This window comes from Nocardia sp. CA-135398 (genome assembly GCF_050955845.1).
Classification (GTDB): Bacteria; Actinomycetota; Actinomycetes; order Mycobacteriales; family Mycobacteriaceae; genus Nocardia.
In genome coordinates, this window is sequence record NZ_CP192084.1 from 4,565,503 (window position 1) to 4,582,896 (window position 17,394).

Consider the following 17,394-nt stretch of genomic DNA (forward strand, 5'->3'; position numbering starts at 1 on the left):
TTTCGTCGAAAAACTCACGAAGGCAACGGGAGTGCGGATCGACGAGATCGACGAGGACGACTACGCACAACCTGGCCACGATCGGATCCTGCGTGGAATTCTCGACTGCGGCGCAGTAAGGAGGCACCCGGCTGCCTGGTTCCGACGGCACACCTGTTCGAGGGGCGGCGCGGCCGCTATTGCCGGATCGACCAGTGCGTATGCACCTCCGCTAGCAGTTCCTCGACGGTAGTCGCCTCGAATACCTCGGTACCAGGCAGCAGTACCGTCGCCGCGGCTGCCGCGACCCCGTACTCGCAGGCACGCACACAGTTGTCGCCGACCGCGAGACGGTAGGTCACCGCGGCGATCAGGCTGTCGCCCGCACAGGCGTCGCTGCGCGGCGGTTGAAGGAGCACCGGCGCTGCGACCTCATGGTGCGCGGTGCGGGTGGAAAGCACGGCGCCCAGGGCGCCGACCGTGGTAATGGCGTTGCTGACCGCGCCAGCCTCGAGGACGTACTCGTTGGCGGCCCTGGCATCGGCGAAGGTCGCTATGGGACGGCCGATCAGGGCCGCGGCCTCCTTGCGGTCGAGGCGGTTCACGAAAACCGGTTCCTGTATCACCTTCCGCAGCTGTGCTCCCGCCACGTCCAGTACGACACGGACGCCACGAGCAGTGGCCTGCCGCACCGCCTCGGCGCAGAAATCCTCGCGGACTCCGGGCGGCATGCTTCCTGTGATGACGAGGTAGGAAAAGTGCTGCGCCATCCGTATTACGGTCGCCAGGCACCGCTGGCCATCCGCTTCGCTGAGCACCGGGCCGGGCGGCACGATGTGGTAGCTGTGTCCGGAGCGTGTCTCGGCGATGACCAAGGCTTCCCGCGTTTCCCCGTCGATCTCGATGCGTCGGTGGTCCAGCCCTTCCTCGTCGAGGAGCCGATCGAGCCGTTCGCCGATCTCCCGGCCGGAGGTGTGCAGCGCAGTCGCGCAACCACCTAGCCTGCCGACGCAGCGGGCGACATTGATACCACCGCCTCCGCCTCGGACCGAGCACACCCGGGCCCTGTTCTTGCCCTCGCCGTACAACTGTTCCACCTCCAGACAGATGTCCACGGTCGGATTCAGCGTGACGCTCAGAATCGACGACGGGGAGCGGTCTGGATCGCCGCAAGCCATAACTATCAAGGTCCACCGATGTCGATGCCGGACATAGGGCAATTAGGCGCTGCGACTGTCGACCTTTGTCTCTCACCCCTAGCGGTACGAGGGCGTGAGGATTATCGAGTGGCAGTGCCACACTGTCCCATCCCGGGTACCGGCTGCCACCATCGATCCATTCGAGGTTGACCATGACCGAGCTGGGCCCGTTGGATTCGGGATTCATGGAGTTGGAGGACACCGACCGCCATATCAGCCTGGGCATCGGCGCGGTGGCGATCGTGGCGGGTCCGCCGCCGACGCGTGAGGAGTTCACCGCGAGAGTGGCCAAGGGGCTCGAACACAACACCCGACTCCGGCAGCGGGTGCGCAGGGCGCCGCTCGACCTGACCGCGCCGGTATGGGAAGACGACCCGAATTTCGATCTGGCGCACCACATTCGGTGGACCGCGCTGCCTGAGCCCGCCGACGAGTCGGTACTGCGCGAACTGATCGCTGTGGACCTGGAGGAACGGCTCGACCGAGATCATCCACTGTGGCAGTGCGTGGTCGTCGAGCACTTGGCCGGCGATCGCTGGGCGATGATCGTCAAAGCCCATCACAGCATGGTCGACGGCATCTCGGGGATCACCTTGTTCGAGGCCCTCTGCGATGGGCCGGGGGACCACGGCAGCGTGCAGGCCGCCCGCGCGGAGGATCGTTCGGTCGGAGGCCTGTCGAGGCTGGTGACGAAGGGAATCCGACTGCCGCTGGTGGCGCCGCGGTTCGCGGTCTCGGTGGTACGTGGTCTGGTGCCGGTGGTGTACGCCGCGGTCGCGCCGGCGGCCGCGTCCTCGTTGAACGGGCCGATCGGACGGCAACGACGCTATGTGGTCGCCCGCGCTTCACTGCCGGAGATCCGGGAGATCGGCGCGGCCTTCGATGCAACGGTCAACGATGTCGCACTCGCGGCCATCGCCTCGGCTTACCGAGCCGTACTGCACAAGCGCGGCGAGGAACCCACATCGGGCAGGCTCCGCATTCTGGTGCCGATATCCGTGCGCCCCTCGGACGCGAAATATGTTATGGACAACAGGGTTTCGGCCATGCTGCCGTATCTGCCCATCGAAATCGAGGATCCAGTTCAGCGACTCGTGGCGGTGCACGACCGGATTTCCCAGCATCGCGCCAAAGGCGAGGCCGAGGCCCAGAAGTCGATGCTATCGATGGCCGAATGGCTGCCGTTCGCGGTGGTCGCCTGGGCATTCCGGCTGGCCGGACACTTCCCGCAGCACAGCGTAGGCGCCCTCGCCACCAATGTCCCTGGACCGTGCCGACCATTGACCGTACATGGTCGCGAAGTACTGGAAATCCTGCCCTGCATCCCCATCGCCATGCGCCTACGCACCACGATCGCGATCCTCAGCTACCACGAGCGGCTCGTCTTCGGCATCACGGGCGACTACGACACCACCCCCGACATCGACCTGATCGCCGAGGGTATCGAACACGGCATCGCCGAACTGCTCGAGCAGTCCCGCCGTCGCCCGGTAGTGGTGGAACTCCGGGGTTCAGGTGCGGCGGCGGGGCAGCACGAGTAGAGCTGTCACCTGGATGTGGCCGACACGGTGGTGATCGGCGCCGGTATCGAGTACGGCAGTCCGGTCACCCGCCGCCGACCTCGGCCTGATCACTCCGGTGACGCGGGGGAGAAGGGGCAAGCTGATCTCCTGGCACGGCGCATCCCAGTGCGGAAGGTCGGGTGATCAGTGCCATTCGAACCGTCCGCCGATGGTCCGGCCCGGAATCGGACGCGCCCTTGCGATCAGCCCGGCAGCAAACCATCGTCCCGTACCCTCGCATGGACCTCGGCGAGTGGCATATCCGCCGACGGCAGCACGAGGTCGGAGTCCGCGATGCGATCGTCGACGATCGCGGTGCCGCGGTATCGGATCGCGGCGAGCAGTTGACGCAGGGTCAGGGCGAAACCGGTCTCATCGCCCGCATCGGCAGCCTCGACCAGTTGCTCGTTGAGGAAGTTCAGTTCGGCCATGTGGGTGTCGGCGACGTCGTACTGTCCCTCGCCGAGTATGCGAATGATCATGATCCGGACGCCTCCTTCGGTACATCGATGGCCGTTGTGCAATGCCATGCGGCGCGCGATGCCCATGGTCATCTTCTTGCACTACTGCTTCTTGGCGGACAAATACGTGGCGGCAATGACCATCACCGCGAAGATCACGGCGATGAGTACGGCCGCGGTCGGCCAGTCCATGACAACTCCTTCGAACGGATGAGGATCCGATTCCACTGTCGTCGTAGGGCCGAGCGGGCATGTAGGGGAATTCGGACCTGCGCAGGGGGCTTTCGGCCTCTCTTGCACGGACGCATCGGATGCGACAGTCGGAGAAGTGCAAGCGATTAGGAGCACTGGCATGATTTCTTCCGATTTCCAGGTCGAATATCTGCAGCGGCTGTCACGGGGCTGGGTCCTGTTCAAATGGTGGCTGCTGGCGATAGACGAGTACCCGCCGTTCCGGTGGGACCAGGGGCCGCGGGAGCTGTCGGATTCGCAATCACTGCAGATCCGACTGCTCGACCTGGCGCGACCACTGGGCGCGGCCTCCGACATTCTCGTCGGCGGAGTCGATACGCCGTGCACCACGACACCAGTCCCGTTCGCGGTGACATGGCCCGGCACTCTCGCCGGAAATACCGGCGGGCATCTCGCTGAGGTGGAGCGCTTCGCGGTAACCGAGGTTCGGTGCTGATGTTCCGGCAGGCGTTGCTCGGATCCGTGATCGGCGCACTACTCGCGGCGGGACTGGTCGCGCACCCGTTCGACACCGCCGCCGCCGATCTGCTGTGGCTCGCGGCGACCCTGATTGCACTGGTGCCCGCGCTGCGGTGGGTGGCGGCCGACCTTCGCAGGCGGCGCTACGGTGCGGATCTGCTCGCGGTGGTCGCTTTGATCGGTGCGGTCGCGGTCGGCGCGTACTTCGCGGGCGCGCTGATCGCGTTGATGGTGGCCACCGGCCGGGTGTTGGAGGCCTATGCTGGGCGTCGGGCGGGTCGCGATCTGTCGGAGCTGTTGCGACGGGCCCCAGTTCAGGCGCATCTGCGGCGGCCGAACGGAATCGAGACGGTTCCGGCCGCCACTGTGGGCCCCGGCGATCTGGTCGTGGTACTGCCGGGGGAGACCGTCCCGGTCGACGGTGTGCTGAGCACCGAGGGTGTGTTCGACGAGTCGACGCTGACCGGTGAGCCGGTGCCCGTCGTCCGCAAAGCGGGCACGGACGTACGCAGCGGGGTGACGAATGCTGGTGCGGCCGTGGATATTCGGGCCGCAGCGACGGCCGAGCAGAGCACCTATGCCGGAATTGTGACGCTGGCTGGACAGGCGGCCGCGGCCGCAGCGCCGGTCGCGCGCCTGGCCGATCGGGTAGCGGTGTGGTTCCTACCGATCGCGCTGGTCATCGCAGCCATCGCATGGGCGCTCACCGGTGACCCGGTCCGTGCGGTCGCCGTGATCGTCACCGCGACGCCATGTCCGCTGCTGCTCGCGGTGCCGGTGGCAATCACCGCGGGGATGTCGCGCACAGCGCGGGCAGGAGTAGTCGTCAAAGATGGTGCGGCCCTCGAAACACTCGGGCGCGCAAGATGTCTCGCGATGGACAAGACGGGCACCGTGACCGTCGGCCACCCCGAGGTGATCGATATCGTCACCGCGCCCGGCACGACCCCGGAGACGATACTGCGGCAGGCGGCCGCGGTCGAACAGTATTCACCGCATGTGCTGGCCAAGGCCGTGCTGGGCGCTGCGACCGCACGCAGGCTGAACCCCGCTGCAGCCGTGGATATTTCAGAAGAACCCGGGCAGGGGGCGACGGGTACGGTAGAGGGCGATCGGGTGCGGGTCGGCAGGCTGCCCGCCGATACGGACCCTGTCCCATGGGTCGGTGCCGCGGCACGGCGCGCGCACTTGGATCTGGCCGGCATCATCTGGGTTTCGGTGAACGATGCCCCCGTCGCGGCGCTGCTGGTGCGCGACCGTCTCCGTGTCGACGCGGCGCGGACCATGCGCCGACTACGCGCAGCGGGCCTGCGCAGGCTACTGCTGCTCACCGGTGACCGGGTCGACAACGCGACCGAGGTGGCGCGCATGCTCGGCCTCACCGAGGTCGTCGCCGATGCCGATCCCGCCGACAAGATCGCCGCGATCCGCGCCGAACAACACGACGGCGTGACCGTGATGGTGGGTGACGGCGTCAACGACGCCCCGGCCCTGGCCGCGGCGGATGTCGGCGTCGCGCTCGGCTCGCGCGGGTCGACCGCTGCGGTACAGGCCGCCGACGCGGTAATCGTGGACGACCGTATCGACCGGCTGGCCGATGCCGTAGATATCGCCCAGCGAACGCGTCGGCTGGCCGTGCAGAGTGCGCTCACGGGCATGGCGCTCTCACTGGTGGCCATGATCGCGGCGGCCTTCGGATTCTTGGTGCCCGCGGCCGGAGCACTCGTGCAGGAGGGGATCGACGTCGCGGTGATACTGAACGCACTGCGGGTCTTGCGCATCGGCCGTGGTCGTCGCAGCACCGCGATAGATCCGCTGGTGGCGCGATTCGCGCGCGAACACGAACGGCTGCATGCCGCCCGAGCATCGGTTCGGGATGCGGCAGATGCCTTGACGCACGGTCCGGCCCCCAGTGCCGACGCCGCGCTGCGCCGGGCTCTGGATGCGCTCACCGCCGACGTCCTGCCACACGAGCACGCCGAGGAGACGCAACTGTACCCGGCACTGGCGAGCTACCTGCGCGACCCGGAGGCAATGGTCACGATGAGCCGCGAGCACACCGAAATCGAGCGCCTGGTCGAGCGGATCCGCCGCCATCTCGCCGAGTCGCCCGACGGCATCGGCGCGGATCAGATCGATGACCTGCGCGCCACCCTGTACGGCTTGGACGCGATCCTCACACTGCACTTCGCCCAGGAGGACGAAGCGTTGTTCACCTTGGCACACAATCCGAGAGAGCACGATGCGGGCGTCGCTCGATAGCGTCGACCTTCGCGACATTGGTCACATCGCGGCGGGCACGAGGCCTCTCGTTGTCGCCGCGAGACGCGACCACGCTGATAGCCATGTACGCACACGACATTCTCAGCCGTGCGGTTGTGACAGTACGTCCGAAAACGCCACTACACGGGGCGATCTCGCTGCTGACCGAGAACGCCGGACCCGACTGGCCGCACAGAAATCACGCTGAGGAGAAGGGATCGCTGTGACCACGGTTGATACGCCCATAGCACGAACGCTGTGCGATGAAGAGGTGGTAATAATTCCAGGGGAGGTCGCGTTGCTCGGGCGGCTGCGGATGCCCGAGCATCCGATCGGCATCGTCATCTTCGCGCATGGTTGCGGCAGCGACCGGCACAGTCCGCGCAACAGGTTTGTGGCCGATGCGCTGGCCGGTCACCGGCTTGCGACACTGACGATCGATCTGCTCACACCCAGCGAGGTGATCGAGGGCGGCAAGGCCTTCGATGTCGAACTGCTCGGTCGTCGTTTGATCGCGGCGCACCGCTGGCTCCGTGCGGTCCCGAGCCTGCGCGAGTTTCCGGTCGGCTACTTCGGCACCGGTTCGGAAGCGCCGGTGGCACTCTGGGCGGCCGCGGAACCCCGTAGCAGGGTTCGTGCTGTGGTGGTGCGCGGCGGCCGACCGGATCTGGCGGGCGGGCGGCTGGTGAATGTGCTGGCGCCGACGCTGTATCTGGTCGGCGGCCAGGATTGTCGCGTGCGTGTCGAGAACCGCCGAGCTGCGGAGTCGATGCTGTGTGAGCATCGCATCACCGAGCTCACGTCCGCCGCCCCGTTGCTCGAATCCCAATTGTCTCGCCGCGTCGCATATTTGGCGGCAGTGTGGTTCACCGAGAACTTGACGTCGAAGCCGCTGACATCGGCCGCATCCGAACCGGAGCGCCGCGCAGGCTGATGTCGAAGGTGGCACGGTGGCAAGCGACGGCCACCGTGACATCTTGCCCAAGCAGACTCTGGATTGCGACGACCGGGCGCAATGCGCCTGCTGCACAAGCCAATTGCTCGCCGAGCCGAGCAGCAGTCCCCGGAAGCCGCCACGCCCGCGGCGGAGGGCAGGAAGGCGAAGCTCGGGCCTGCTGGCTTTGATCATCGACTCGAGGGCGATAGGCAACTCGGTGCAGCCGACGATGAGGGTTGGCGGGGACCAATGTCCACGGCGGGAGGGCCGCACGACCCTGTCGATGCCGGAGTCGGCTCGGGCACAGTTGACTCAGCCGGTTTCGGACCACACCGCGATCGGAAAGTTGTGCAAGGCGGTTTCGTCGATGATCGAGCTGGATGCGCTGACCAAGAGCTACGGCCGCAAGCAGGCGCTCGCGGAGGTGACATTGCGCGTCCCCGCCGGAGTTGTCTTCGGCTACCTGGGCCCCAACGGCGCGGGTAAGACGACGACCATCCGTATCCTGGTGGGGCTGATGCGGCCTACCAGTGGTTCGGTGAGTGTCTGTGGTGCTGACACGGTCCGGGCGCGGGAGGCGGCGCAGCGCCATATCGGTTATCTCCCAGGACAATTCGTTGCTTATCCCGATATGTCGGCGCAGCACTATCTGACGTATCTGGCCAACTTGCGTGGCGGCGTGGATCCCACCGTCCGTGACACACTGATCAAGCGGCTGGATCTGGATCCCACGGTCCGTATCGGTGCGATGTCGCACGGTAATCGCCAGAAGGTCGGCATCGTGCAGGCTTTCATGTCCGAACCGGATCTGCTCGTGCTGGACGAGCCGACGACCGGGCTGGATCCGCTGATGCAGCGCGAATTTCTCGCCATGATCCGTGAGGCGCGCGACGCGGGGCGGACAGTTTTCCTTTCTTCACACGTGCTTTCGGAGGTGCAGGCCGTCGCCGATACGGTCGGGCTCCTGCGGCAGGGTCGGTTGATCGAGATCCGATCGGTCGCCGACCTCACCGGCCGGGCACCGCACCAGATCGATCTGCGATTCGCGGGCGATTCGCCCGACTCCAGTGTGCTGCGACGGATCGCGGGCGTGCGGGAGGTCCAACACAACACCACCACCGTGCATATCGAGCTGTCGGGTTCGACCGCGGAGCTGCTGAAAGCCGTCGCGCCGTACGACGTCGTCGACATCATCAGTCGCGAACCCGATCTGGAAGAAATCTTCCTCACCTACTACGGACAGGCATGAGGCGATGCTGCGCAACGTATTCCTGAAGAGCCTGCACGATCAGCGCCACGGACTGTTGGGCTGGGGTATCGGAATCGTCGCCGTCGTGCTGCTGGAATCGGCACTGTGGCCATCGATCTCGAATATGGCGGGTCTTCAGGACTTCCTGAACAGCTATCCGGAGCCGCTACGCAAACTGTTCAATATGGACCAATTCATCACGGGCACCGGGTTTCTCAACGCAGAACTTTTCAGCATGCTGCTGCCGATCCTGTTCCTGGTGTTCGCGATCGGCCGCGGTGCTCGCGCGGTCGCGGGCGAGGAAGAAAGCGGTGTACTGGAGGTTCTGCTGATCACCCGGCTCTCACCGATACGCCTCGCCCTGGAGCAGGCCGCCATGCTGGCCACCGCCGTGGTCACCCTTGCCGCGGTGCTGTTCGGGGCAATCGTGGTGAGTTCGGCGATATTCGGTCTCGATATCTCGATCGCGGCCGCCGCGACCGGTGCGCTCGCGATGGCACTGATCGGCATCGAATTCGGGTGGCTGGCACTGGCTCTCGGCGCGGCGACCGGTCGAAGGATCGTTGCGCTCGGCGGTGCGTCGGTCTTCGCCGTCGCCGCCTACGTCCTCTACGTCGCGAGCAAGATCGTCGACAGTGTGCGCCCGTGGGGTCCGTTGTCACCGTTCCATCAGGCGATCGAAGGCGGGCCGCTCGGGGCGGGACTCCCAGCGGCGTACGCGTGGCTGGTCTTGGCAGGCGCAGTGGTCGTGCTGACCGCACTGCCGGTGTTCGATCGCCGTGATATCGCGGGTGTTTGAGCTCCGATGTCAGCGAGAGCGTGGCATGCCGTGGCCTGGCTGCAGGACCCGATGTGCCCCAAACCTACCCCGCCGGTACTGATCCGGTCGGCGCGGATTGGGATGCTCCGGCGGTGGGTTTCACACCGCCGTCCGGGGCAGGTTCACCGCTGAGGCGGAGCACGGTGTCGAAACCCGCTGCGAGACAATCGGTGAAGATCGCGAGGTTGGGTATGGCGGCGGTGTCGGCGTTGATCCCGATGCAGCAGATTCCGGCGTGTGAGGTCAAGGCGACGTTGAAGGCCGTGCCGATGGTCGGAGCGAATGCGTACATCCGGTCGATCCGCGCGCCGGCGAGATAGAGCGGCACCGGGGACCCCGGGATGTCGGAGGCGACGAAGTCGACATGCTCGAGCATGGTGGCAACCAGTCCGACCGGCAACCTGTTGAGCGCGGCCGCGACGGCGCCGGACAGCGGTGTCGCGGGCTCGCGCCGCCACCGGGCGACGACGGCGTCTACGGCGCGCATCAGGTCCGCAGTTTCGGTGATGTCGACAGGTAATGCGAAGCGGGCCAGGGTGATTCGATTGCCGCCGAGCGGATCATCGGCCGCGCGAAGGCTGATCGGCATGGTCAACCGCAGGCGATCGACCTCCACCCCGTGCCGGTGATGATAGTCGCGCAGTCCGATGAGCACCGCGGTCAGAAACGCATCGTTCATCGTGCATCCTGCGGCATCGGCGGCGCGGTGCAGGCCCTCGACGGGGACCTCGAACACCGCCAGACGGCGACCGAGGCTTCGCCCGGTCATCACCGGTGACAGCGTGGTAGTGACCGGTCGAACAAGCCGAACCAGCGATGTCGCCACGGCTGCGCTGTCGCGTACCGCCCGGACCGGGTGGGTGACGGTTCGCCGCGCGGTCGGCAACGTTGCCGTGATGGCGCCGCGGAGTAGGTCAAAGCCGACGGACCAATTCCACGCCAGAATGTCGCGCAGCCCGCTGCCACCGTCGGACGCAAGCTCGGGCGGACGACCGCGATCGGTCCCGGCGCGATCGAGATCGCAGATCTCGGTGGCGATCCGGATCCCGCCGACCCCGTCGGTGAGACTGTGGTGCACTCTCAGCACCAGCGCGCATCCATCGCCGAAGCCGCTGAGCAGCGTCAACCGCCACAGCGGCCGAGCCGGATCGAACGCGGTCATCGCCTCCGTACGGGCGAACTCGAGCATCGCGGACAGATCCGCCGGTTCCGGCAGCACGCCACGTCGCAGATGCCACGACAGGTCGAAATCCGGATCGGATGTCCACCGGGGCGGGGCCAGACCGAGCGGCACTGTGACCAATCGATCCCGCAACTTCGGTACAACGCGGGTGCTGCGATCGATCGTGCGTACCAGGCGATCCCAATCCGGATCTGTGTCCAGCAACAGGACCGACACGATTGTCGAGCGCAGGACCGGATCCTGTTCCATGCTCCACGAGAACAGGTCGGACTGTGACATATGGGATTCGCGTGCGCCCATCGACTGCTACCTTCGAATGCTCCGCGGGAATACCGTGAGCCGCTTGGCATTCCGGTTTGGTCGGACAACCTGCAGCCGCTTCGGCTCCGACATCAGGACCGACGACCAGCACACATCCCATCCGGCGCTGAGAAGCCTCCGCTCGATCCCACCAGTCCGGGAGCCGACATGCTGGGCGGTATCCATACCAGCAGTGTGCTCGTTCCCAGCCGATCGCACCCGATCACGAAGACTCTTGTATCGAGGGCTTTCGTCCTCGAGGCCGACAGGGACATTCTGTCAACGCTCTCCGTCCGGAGTGGTTCGAGGGATGATGCGGGTCTCCGCTCGTACAGGCTTCCGCGTCCAAGTACCTCATCGATCGGCGTGGGGATTCCGTAGAATGAAGTGATGACGTTCCTCCGAAAATCCGAGGAACCTCCCGACCTCAGCAAGATCGAGAAGCGGGCACCGTCGGTCGCCCAGATGCTGGTCAACCGTGTAGCCGCGACTCCCGACGCGGAGGCGTTCCGTTTTCCTGACGGCGAGGGTTGGACCAGCGTGTCCTGGAAGCAGTTCGGTGACCGCGTCGACATCCTCGCCGCCGGGCTGATCGCATTGGGAATCCAGGCCGAAGACCGGGTCGCGCTCGTGTCGTCCACGCGGTACGAATGGGTGCTCGCCGACTTCGCCGTGATGTGCGCTGGTGCCGCCACCACCACCGTGTACCCCACCACCAATGCCCCTGGCGTCGCGTTCATCGTCGCCAACTCGGGCAGCCGTATCGTGGTCGCCGAGAATCAGGATCACGTCGACAAGTTGATCGAGCATCGCGCCGAGTTGCCCGACGTGCAACAGGTAGTGATCTTCGACGGCGAAGGCGACGGGAACTGGGTGATCAGTCTCGACGACCTCGAAGAGCGCGGACGTGGCCTGCTCGCCGAATCCCCGGATGCGGTCGCCGACCGCATCCGCGGCATCCGCCCTGAGCATCTGGGCAGCATCATGTACACCTCCGGGACGACCGGCACCCCGAAAGGTGTTCGGCTGCCGCATTCGGCATGGACCTACAGCGCCGCGGCGATCGACGCTGTGAACGTTCTCAGCCCCGACGACCTGAATTTCCTGTGGTTGCCGTTGTCCCACGCGTTCGGCAAGGTGATGTTGGCGCTGTCACCACTGATCGGCTTCCCCACGGCAATCGACGGCCGGGTCGACAAGATCGTGGACAACCTCACGATCCTTCACCCCACCATCGTGGCGGCCGCCCCGCGCATCTTCGAAAAGGCGCACGCCCGGATCGAGGGCATGATGGCCGAAGAGGGCGGGATCAAGAAGAAGCTCTTCGACTGGGCGGTCGGCGTCGGCCTGAAGGTCTCGCGCACCAGACAGGCCGGCGAGGATCCGTCGTTGCTGGTTTCCTTGCAGCACGAAATCGCCGACAGGCTGGTGCTTTCCAAAATCCGTGAACGCTTCGGTGGTCGGCTACGGTACTTCGTTTCGGCAGCGGCCCCCTTGGATCGCAATGTCGCACAGTGGTTCGACGCGATCGGCATCATCGTGCTCGAAGGCTACGGCCTGACCGAGACCGCCGCCGCCTCTTTCATCAACCGCCCAGGTGCGTACCGGTTCGGGACGGTCGGCAAGCCGTTCCCCGGCACCGAGGTCCAGATCGCCGAGGACGGTGAGATCCTGCTCAGAAGTCCCGGTGTGATGAGTGGCTATCACGACCGCCCCGAGGCCACTGCCGAGGCTTTGGACTCCGATGGCTGGTTCCGCACCGGCGATATCGGCGAGATCGACGCAGACGGATTCCTGCACATCACCGACCGCAAGAAGGACTTGTTCAAGACCTCGCAGGGCAAGTACGTCGCGCCCTCCGCGATCGCCGCCACGTTCAAGGGAATGTGCCCGTACGCAGCGGAATTCATCGTCTACGGCGAGACACGCCCCTATTGCGTCGCATTGGTCGGCCTCGACGTCCAGAGCGTCACCGAATGGGCCGGCAAGCACGGTCTGGCAGACAAACCGCTCGACGAAATCGCGCGGGACGAGAAGACCCACGACGTGATCGCCGCCTATGTCGACCACCTGAACACCCAACTCAATCGCTGGGAACAGATCAAGAAATTCGACATCATCGATCACGAACTATCCGTCGAGGCCGGTGATCTCACACCGAGTATGAAACTGCGCCGCAAGATAGTCGTCGAGCACCTCGCCGACAGCATCGACGCCCTCTATCACTGACGTCGATGCGGGGGTGGCAGCTGATCGCATTCGAGGGCGCCGAGGGCACTCGATGAGGTCGTGACAGCGGCGAATCCAGCGCCGGCGCTTCCCCGCTCGCACGTCCTAGAAGACCAATGGCCCTGGCGCGGCGCATGGCCCAGGGGCACGCTGGCTGTATCCGGGGTGTTGGCTACCGGCGGCGGAAGGAGGGACCGCATGGATACGGTGACCGGGAGCGCGGCGGTCGGGGCGGCGCCGGTCCCTACTTCACCCTTGCTCGAGCGGGTTCGGCGAGGGGTTATCGGTGAAGGCGAGGTATTGGATGGGCCCTATGGTCGGCGCCGGATCACCTACGCCGACTACACCGCCTCGGGGCGGTCGCTGGATTTTCTCGAGGACTTCATCCGCAGGCAAGTGTTGCCGCGATACGCCAACACCCACACCGAAAGCTCCGGTACCGGATTGCAGACTTCATTGCTGCGGCAGGACGCACGCCAGATCATCCACGACGCGGTTGGCGGCACCGAGGACGACCTGGTGATCTTTTGCGGGTCCGGGGCAACGGCGGCGGTGAACAAATTGGTTGGCATTCTCGAGCTCCGCGTACCGTCCGGGCTGGCTGCGCGCTACCAGTGGGGTGGGCGGGTCCCCGATTCGCAGCGGCCGGTGGTGTTCATCGGCCCCTACGAACATCACTCCAACGAGTTGCCGTGGCGGGAGTCCATCGCCGAGCTGGTGGTGATCGACGAGGATGCCGGAGGTCACATCGACACAGCGCAACTGACGGACCGTCTGATCCACTACGCGGACCGCCCGCTGCGGATCGGTAGTTTCTCTGCCGCCTCCAATGTCACCGGCGTCTTGTCGGACACCGATCGGATCGCCACGGTGCTTCATGAGCACGGCGCGTTGTCCTTCTGGGACTTCGCTGCTGCCGGTCCCTATGTGCCGATCCGGGTGCGGGAAAGCGCTCCTGGTCGTGGCGACCACAAGGATGCGATCTTTCTTTCTCCGCACAAGTTCGTCGGCGGGCCCCAGACGCCGGGGGTCCTCGTGGTTCGTCGTGAGTTGGTGCGCAACGCAGTGCCCACCGTGCCGGGAGGGGGCACGGTGGCGTTCGTGGACCCGATCGGTCACCGATACCTCGATGATCCTGTTGCCCGGGAAGAGGGCGGAACACCGGCGATCATCGAGTCGATCCGGGCCGGGCTGGTCTTCGCGCTCAAAGACGCCGTCGGTACCGACGTCATCGAGCAACGGGAACAGCGGCTGTGGCGTCATGCCTTTGCCCGGTGGCGCGATCACCCGAACATCGAAATCCTAGGCCACCCGCATGCCCGACGACTGTCCATCGTGTCCTTCCGAGTCCGGTCAGGCGTGGATCGCTACCTGCACCACAACTATGTCGTAGCCCTGCTCAACGACTTGTTCGGCATCCAAGCTCGCGGCGGCTGCTCCTGCGCGGGGCCGTACGGGCATCGGCTCCTGGCCATTGATGCGCAGAATTCGCGCGCCTACCGAGACGAAATCGCTTTGGGTTGCGAGGGCATCAAACCCGGTTGGACACGGATCAACTTCAACTACTTCATTTCCGACACCGTGCGCGACTATCTGATCGAGGCCGTGGAGTTACTGGCCTCGTTCGGCCACCGTCTCCTCACCGACTACATTTTCAGTCCGGACACCGGCCTGTGGCGCCACCGTGGGGGAACGCACCAGGCCCCGTTGCGCCTGACCGATCTCTTCTACGATCGTGCGGGCACTCTGCACTACTCGACCGACCACGAGACCCTCGACGAGGCCGCGTTGGCCGAACACTTACACGAGGCCCGCACCCTGTTCGAGGCCCGCCCTGAGAAGGTCCCCGATGGCGCCACCGGCCTCCCACCGCACTTCGAAGCGCTGCGCTGGTTTCCGCTACCCCCGCGATGCCTGACGCTCAATCCTTCATGAGTTGGCGCGGCTGCATCGGCCACCGTGTCGAGGACGGCCACGAGCTGGCCAGCCGGGGAACCATCGACCAGCCGCGGCATGGCGGGCGAAGTTCGCTCCCCACTTGCTCCTGATCTGAACCGGCGGGTACGCCAGCGCAGCGAATACTGCCTCCGGTGCGGATCAGCGGCGTAGCGTGGATGACTGCGCCGATCGCTTTGAGGCGCTATGCACTTCGAGCGCGGAGGACGCCGCCACGGGCGTGCAGGATCTCCAGCCCAGGCGAGAATCAGTGGCGCGAGGAACCGGGGGCTGTGTAGTCCTTGATGGTGATCGTGTCGTGTAGGCGGACGCCTTTGGTGTTGAGCTTGGCAGCGGTGCGGGTAGCCGATTCCGGCAGCATGTTGATCAGGCGTATGGCGTTGACCATCGTCCACAGCTGGATGCGGCCGGCGGGTACGAGTGTCTTGGCCGCAGTGACGGCGAAACGGCGGCTGCGTTGGACGTAGTCGCCGATCGCGTGTTCGTATGCGGCGAAAGCGGCGCTGTAGTCACCGGCGTGGGCGGCGAGTTCGCCCGCGAGGATGTACGCGCCGACCACCGCGAGGCTGGTACTGCCGCCGACCGCCGGTCCCGGACAGTACGCGGCGTCGCCGACGAGGGTGACCCGGCCGCGTGACCAGGTGTCCAGGCGCAGTTGGGTGATGGAGTCGAAGTAGAAGGCGGGGGTGTGGTCGAGTTCGGACAGCAGCCGAGGCACCTCCCAGTCCATGTCGCGAAAGTGGTCGCGCAGCAACTGTTTCTGTCGCTCGGTGTCGCGGTAGTGGTAGTCGAGTGGTTGCGGTGGACGCAGGAAGAACCCGGCTCGGGCGTCATCCATGTGGGCGGCGCTGTAGAAACCGGCGCTGCGGCCGACCTCGACGATCATCTCCATCACGCGGTCCAGATTCCAGTAGTCTGGGACGGAGAAGATGGCGAGGTACGCGCCGAGCCAGGTGGTGAACCGATCCTCGGGTCCGAAAACGAGTGCGCGTACGTTCGAGTGCAGCCCGTCGGCTCCGACGATCACATCGAAACGCTGTGCCGGGTGGTGTTCGAAGCTGACCTGGCCGTCGTCGCGGATCGCGGTGATCGAGTCCGCGAAGATGTATTCGACATCGGAACATGCTGCGGTGTAAAGGATTTCGGTCAGGTCGTCGCGCATGATCTCGACGTGATCGTCGGAGACGGCGGTGAAGATCTTGCCCAGATCGGCCCTCAGCGGTGCGGCGCCGGGCCGGTGGATCACCAGGGTGTCGGTTCCGGTGGCCTTCGCCCGGATCTCCTCGACCACTCCCATCCGCTGCACGATCTGCATGGCGGGCCGGAACAGATCCACCGCGTAGCCGCCGGTCTTGCGCAGCGTCGCAGCGCGTTCGACAATGGTGACCTCGAAACCGTATCGGTTGAGCCAGTAGGCCAATACCGGCCCAGCGATACTGGCCCCGGAGATCAGAACGCGCATCGATACACCTCGATGGTCGAACTCGGCAGCGACACTTGCGGTGCCATGTATTCGATCCTGCGCTTCCATAGTCGATTTCGGGTCGAAATCTCAGGGCTTCAGTGAAGCCGGGATTGCCGACCGTGCTGTCGTCGGGTGCTGAGCCTCGCCTCCGACGCCGAACCAATCGGCCGGCAAGGTTGTACCGGTTAATCCCGGGAGCGGTTTTGAGTTCGCATCAGCAGTGCGAGACCAACGAAGACCCCAATCAGCGCCAATGCGGCGATCTCGGCCATGACGAGTGCTCCTACATGGCAGCGGCGCGGTATTCGTGACAATGTTCGAATTATTGGGGATCCGGCCGTGCCCGAGGGGAGAGTACCCACTCGCGACACTTGCCTCGCGGGGAATTTTGCGGGGCGCGCGCGACTACCTTTTCAGCCTCGAGGTTGGACCGGGAGTACCTCGACATCCGGCGTACGGGGCGGCCAATTCGACTGCTTCGCCAACTATCCGGTCGTTGGTGAAGATCTTCTGGACCGTCGCGACTAGGTCGAGAACGCCCGCAGTTGGGGGATGGCTTCGACGGGATGTTGTGCGTGGATGGCTTCGCCGATCGGGTCGAACTGCCACACCTCGTTCGTGCGGAACAGTTTGCCCATGACCAGACCGGTGTGCGTTCCACCGCCAGTCAGGTCGTAGCGGGCGATTTCGGTGTCGGACATGCCGTCGACCAGGCGGCAGAATGCGTTCTCGATCTGGTCGAAAGTCTGGCCGGAGTAGGAGGTGACGATGAAGACGATGGAGGTGGCCTCCGGTGGTAGTCGGGTCAGGTCGACGGTGATTATTTCGTTGTCGCCCTTGCCTTCCCCGGTTGTGCTGTCGCCGAGGTGCCGTACCGATCCGTCGCGTGAGCTGAGTTGTTCGTGGTAGACGACATCGACGATCTGGTCAGCGGCGAACAACAGCGCCGCGGCGTTGAGGTCGATGTCGACGGCTCGTGAGCGCAACCAGCGGCTGGTGCGGACGGGGTCCCAGCCCAGCGCCATAGTGACGTGGTTGAGCGCCGCTCCGGTTTGGTCGCGCAGCGTTACGAACAATGGTT

13 protein-coding genes are annotated in these 17,394 nt (G+C 65.4%); 8 read left to right on the plus strand and 5 right to left on the minus strand.

The genetic code is table 11. The features are described 5' to 3' along the window. Positions 1-176 precede the first annotated feature (176 nt). A complete protein-coding gene (locus ACQP1T_RS20110; RefSeq protein WP_433754591.1) occupies positions 177-1,157 on the minus strand; it encodes a 1-phosphofructokinase family hexose kinase in 981 nt (326 codons plus the stop codon). Positions 1,158-1,330: 173 nt separating this feature from the next. On the opposite strand from ACQP1T_RS20110, the gene ACQP1T_RS20115 reads away from it, so the two are divergent. Continuing rightward, positions 1,331-2,719, plus strand: a complete 1,389-nt coding sequence (locus ACQP1T_RS20115; protein ID WP_433754592.1) for a wax ester/triacylglycerol synthase family O-acyltransferase — start codon at positions 1,331-1,333, stop codon at positions 2,717-2,719. A 224-nt stretch (positions 2,720-2,943) separates the two neighbouring features. Here ACQP1T_RS20115 and pspAA read toward each other — a convergent pair whose 3' ends face one another. Then, a complete protein-coding gene (pspAA, locus tag ACQP1T_RS20120; RefSeq protein ID WP_433754594.1) occupies positions 2,944-3,222 on the minus strand; it encodes a PspA-associated protein PspAA in 279 nt (92 codons plus the stop codon). Positions 3,223-3,553: 331 nt separating this feature from the next. Between pspAA and ACQP1T_RS20125 the strand changes: the two genes are divergently transcribed. The 5 genes from ACQP1T_RS20125 to ACQP1T_RS20145 all read left to right on the plus strand — a co-directional run bounded on the left by ACQP1T_RS20125 (position 3,554) and on the right by ACQP1T_RS20145 (position 9,159). Beyond that, positions 3,554-3,889, plus strand: a complete 336-nt coding sequence (locus ACQP1T_RS20125; protein WP_433754595.1) for a hypothetical protein — start codon at positions 3,554-3,556, stop codon at positions 3,887-3,889. Further along, a complete protein-coding gene (locus ACQP1T_RS20130; protein WP_433754596.1) occupies positions 3,889-6,174 on the plus strand; it encodes a heavy metal translocating P-type ATPase in 2,286 nt (761 codons plus the stop codon). The genes ACQP1T_RS20125 and ACQP1T_RS20130 overlap by 1 nt, the downstream gene beginning before the upstream one ends. Positions 6,175-6,397: 223 nt before the next feature. Then, positions 6,398-7,108: a dienelactone hydrolase family protein gene (locus tag ACQP1T_RS20135; RefSeq protein WP_433762575.1), complete on the plus strand. Its 711-nt coding sequence runs from the start codon at positions 6,398-6,400 to the stop codon at positions 7,106-7,108. A 370-nt stretch (positions 7,109-7,478) separates the two neighbouring features. Further along, a complete protein-coding gene (locus ACQP1T_RS20140; RefSeq protein WP_433754597.1) occupies positions 7,479-8,360 on the plus strand; it encodes an ATP-binding cassette domain-containing protein in 882 nt (293 codons plus the stop codon). A gap of 4 nt (positions 8,361-8,364) precedes the next feature. Beyond that, complete coding sequence (locus ACQP1T_RS20145; protein ID WP_433754598.1) at positions 8,365-9,159, plus strand: hypothetical protein; 795 nt, start codon at positions 8,365-8,367, stop codon at positions 9,157-9,159. Positions 9,160-9,223: 64 nt separating this feature from the next. Here ACQP1T_RS20145 and ACQP1T_RS20150 read toward each other — a convergent pair whose 3' ends face one another. Then, entirely contained in the window at positions 9,224-10,663 is a 1,440-nt protein-coding gene (locus ACQP1T_RS20150; protein WP_433754599.1) for a wax ester/triacylglycerol synthase domain-containing protein, read from the minus strand. A gap of 390 nt (positions 10,664-11,053) precedes the next feature. On the opposite strand from ACQP1T_RS20150, the gene ACQP1T_RS20155 reads away from it, so the two are divergent. Then, positions 11,054-12,892 (plus strand): AMP-dependent synthetase/ligase, encoded by a 1,839-nt coding sequence (locus ACQP1T_RS20155; protein WP_433754600.1) that lies wholly within the window; start codon positions 11,054-11,056, stop codon positions 12,890-12,892. Positions 12,893-13,090: 198 nt separating this feature from the next. Then, a complete protein-coding gene (locus tag ACQP1T_RS20160) occupies positions 13,091-14,827 on the plus strand; it encodes an aminotransferase class V-fold PLP-dependent enzyme (protein WP_433754601.1) in 1,737 nt (578 codons plus the stop codon). Between the two features lie 268 nt (positions 14,828-15,095). Here ACQP1T_RS20160 and ACQP1T_RS20165 read toward each other — a convergent pair whose 3' ends face one another. Both ACQP1T_RS20165 and ACQP1T_RS20170 read right to left on the minus strand, forming a co-directional pair. After that, a complete protein-coding gene (locus ACQP1T_RS20165; protein ID WP_433754602.1) occupies positions 15,096-16,310 on the minus strand; it encodes an FAD-dependent monooxygenase in 1,215 nt (404 codons plus the stop codon). Between the two features lie 527 nt (positions 16,311-16,837). After that, on the minus strand, positions 16,838-17,389 hold the full coding sequence (locus ACQP1T_RS20170; RefSeq protein ID WP_433754603.1) for a TerD family protein: 552 nt from the start codon (positions 17,387-17,389) through the stop codon (positions 16,838-16,840). Positions 17,390-17,394 lie beyond the last annotated feature (5 nt).

What these genes read in the sequence shown, in the direction of transcription:
- ACQP1T_RS20110 (WP_433754591.1), bottom strand. Translation starts at nt 1,157, where the DNA reads ATGGCTTGCGGCGATCCAGACCGCTCCCCGTCGTCGATTCTGAGCGTC.
- ACQP1T_RS20115 (WP_433754592.1), top strand. Translation starts at nt 1,331, where the DNA reads ATGACCGAGCTGGGCCCGTTGGATTCGGGATTCATGGAGTTGGAGGAC.
- pspAA (WP_433754594.1), bottom strand. Translation starts at nt 3,222, where the DNA reads ATGATCATTCGCATACTCGGCGAGGGACAGTACGACGTCGCCGACACC.
- ACQP1T_RS20125 (WP_433754595.1), top strand. Translation starts at nt 3,554, where the DNA reads ATGATTTCTTCCGATTTCCAGGTCGAATATCTGCAGCGGCTGTCACGG.
- ACQP1T_RS20130 (WP_433754596.1), top strand. Translation starts at nt 3,889, where the DNA reads ATGTTCCGGCAGGCGTTGCTCGGATCCGTGATCGGCGCACTACTCGCG.
- ACQP1T_RS20140 (WP_433754597.1), top strand. Translation starts at nt 7,479, where the DNA reads ATGATCGAGCTGGATGCGCTGACCAAGAGCTACGGCCGCAAGCAGGCG.
- ACQP1T_RS20145 (WP_433754598.1), top strand. Translation starts at nt 8,365, where the DNA reads ATGCTGCGCAACGTATTCCTGAAGAGCCTGCACGATCAGCGCCACGGA.
- ACQP1T_RS20150 (WP_433754599.1), bottom strand. Translation starts at nt 10,663, where the DNA reads ATGGGCGCACGCGAATCCCATATGTCACAGTCCGACCTGTTCTCGTGG.
- ACQP1T_RS20155 (WP_433754600.1), top strand. Translation starts at nt 11,054, where the DNA reads ATGACGTTCCTCCGAAAATCCGAGGAACCTCCCGACCTCAGCAAGATC.
- ACQP1T_RS20160 (WP_433754601.1), top strand. Translation starts at nt 13,091, where the DNA reads ATGGATACGGTGACCGGGAGCGCGGCGGTCGGGGCGGCGCCGGTCCCT.
- ACQP1T_RS20165 (WP_433754602.1), bottom strand. Translation starts at nt 16,310, where the DNA reads ATGCGCGTTCTGATCTCCGGGGCCAGTATCGCTGGGCCGGTATTGGCC.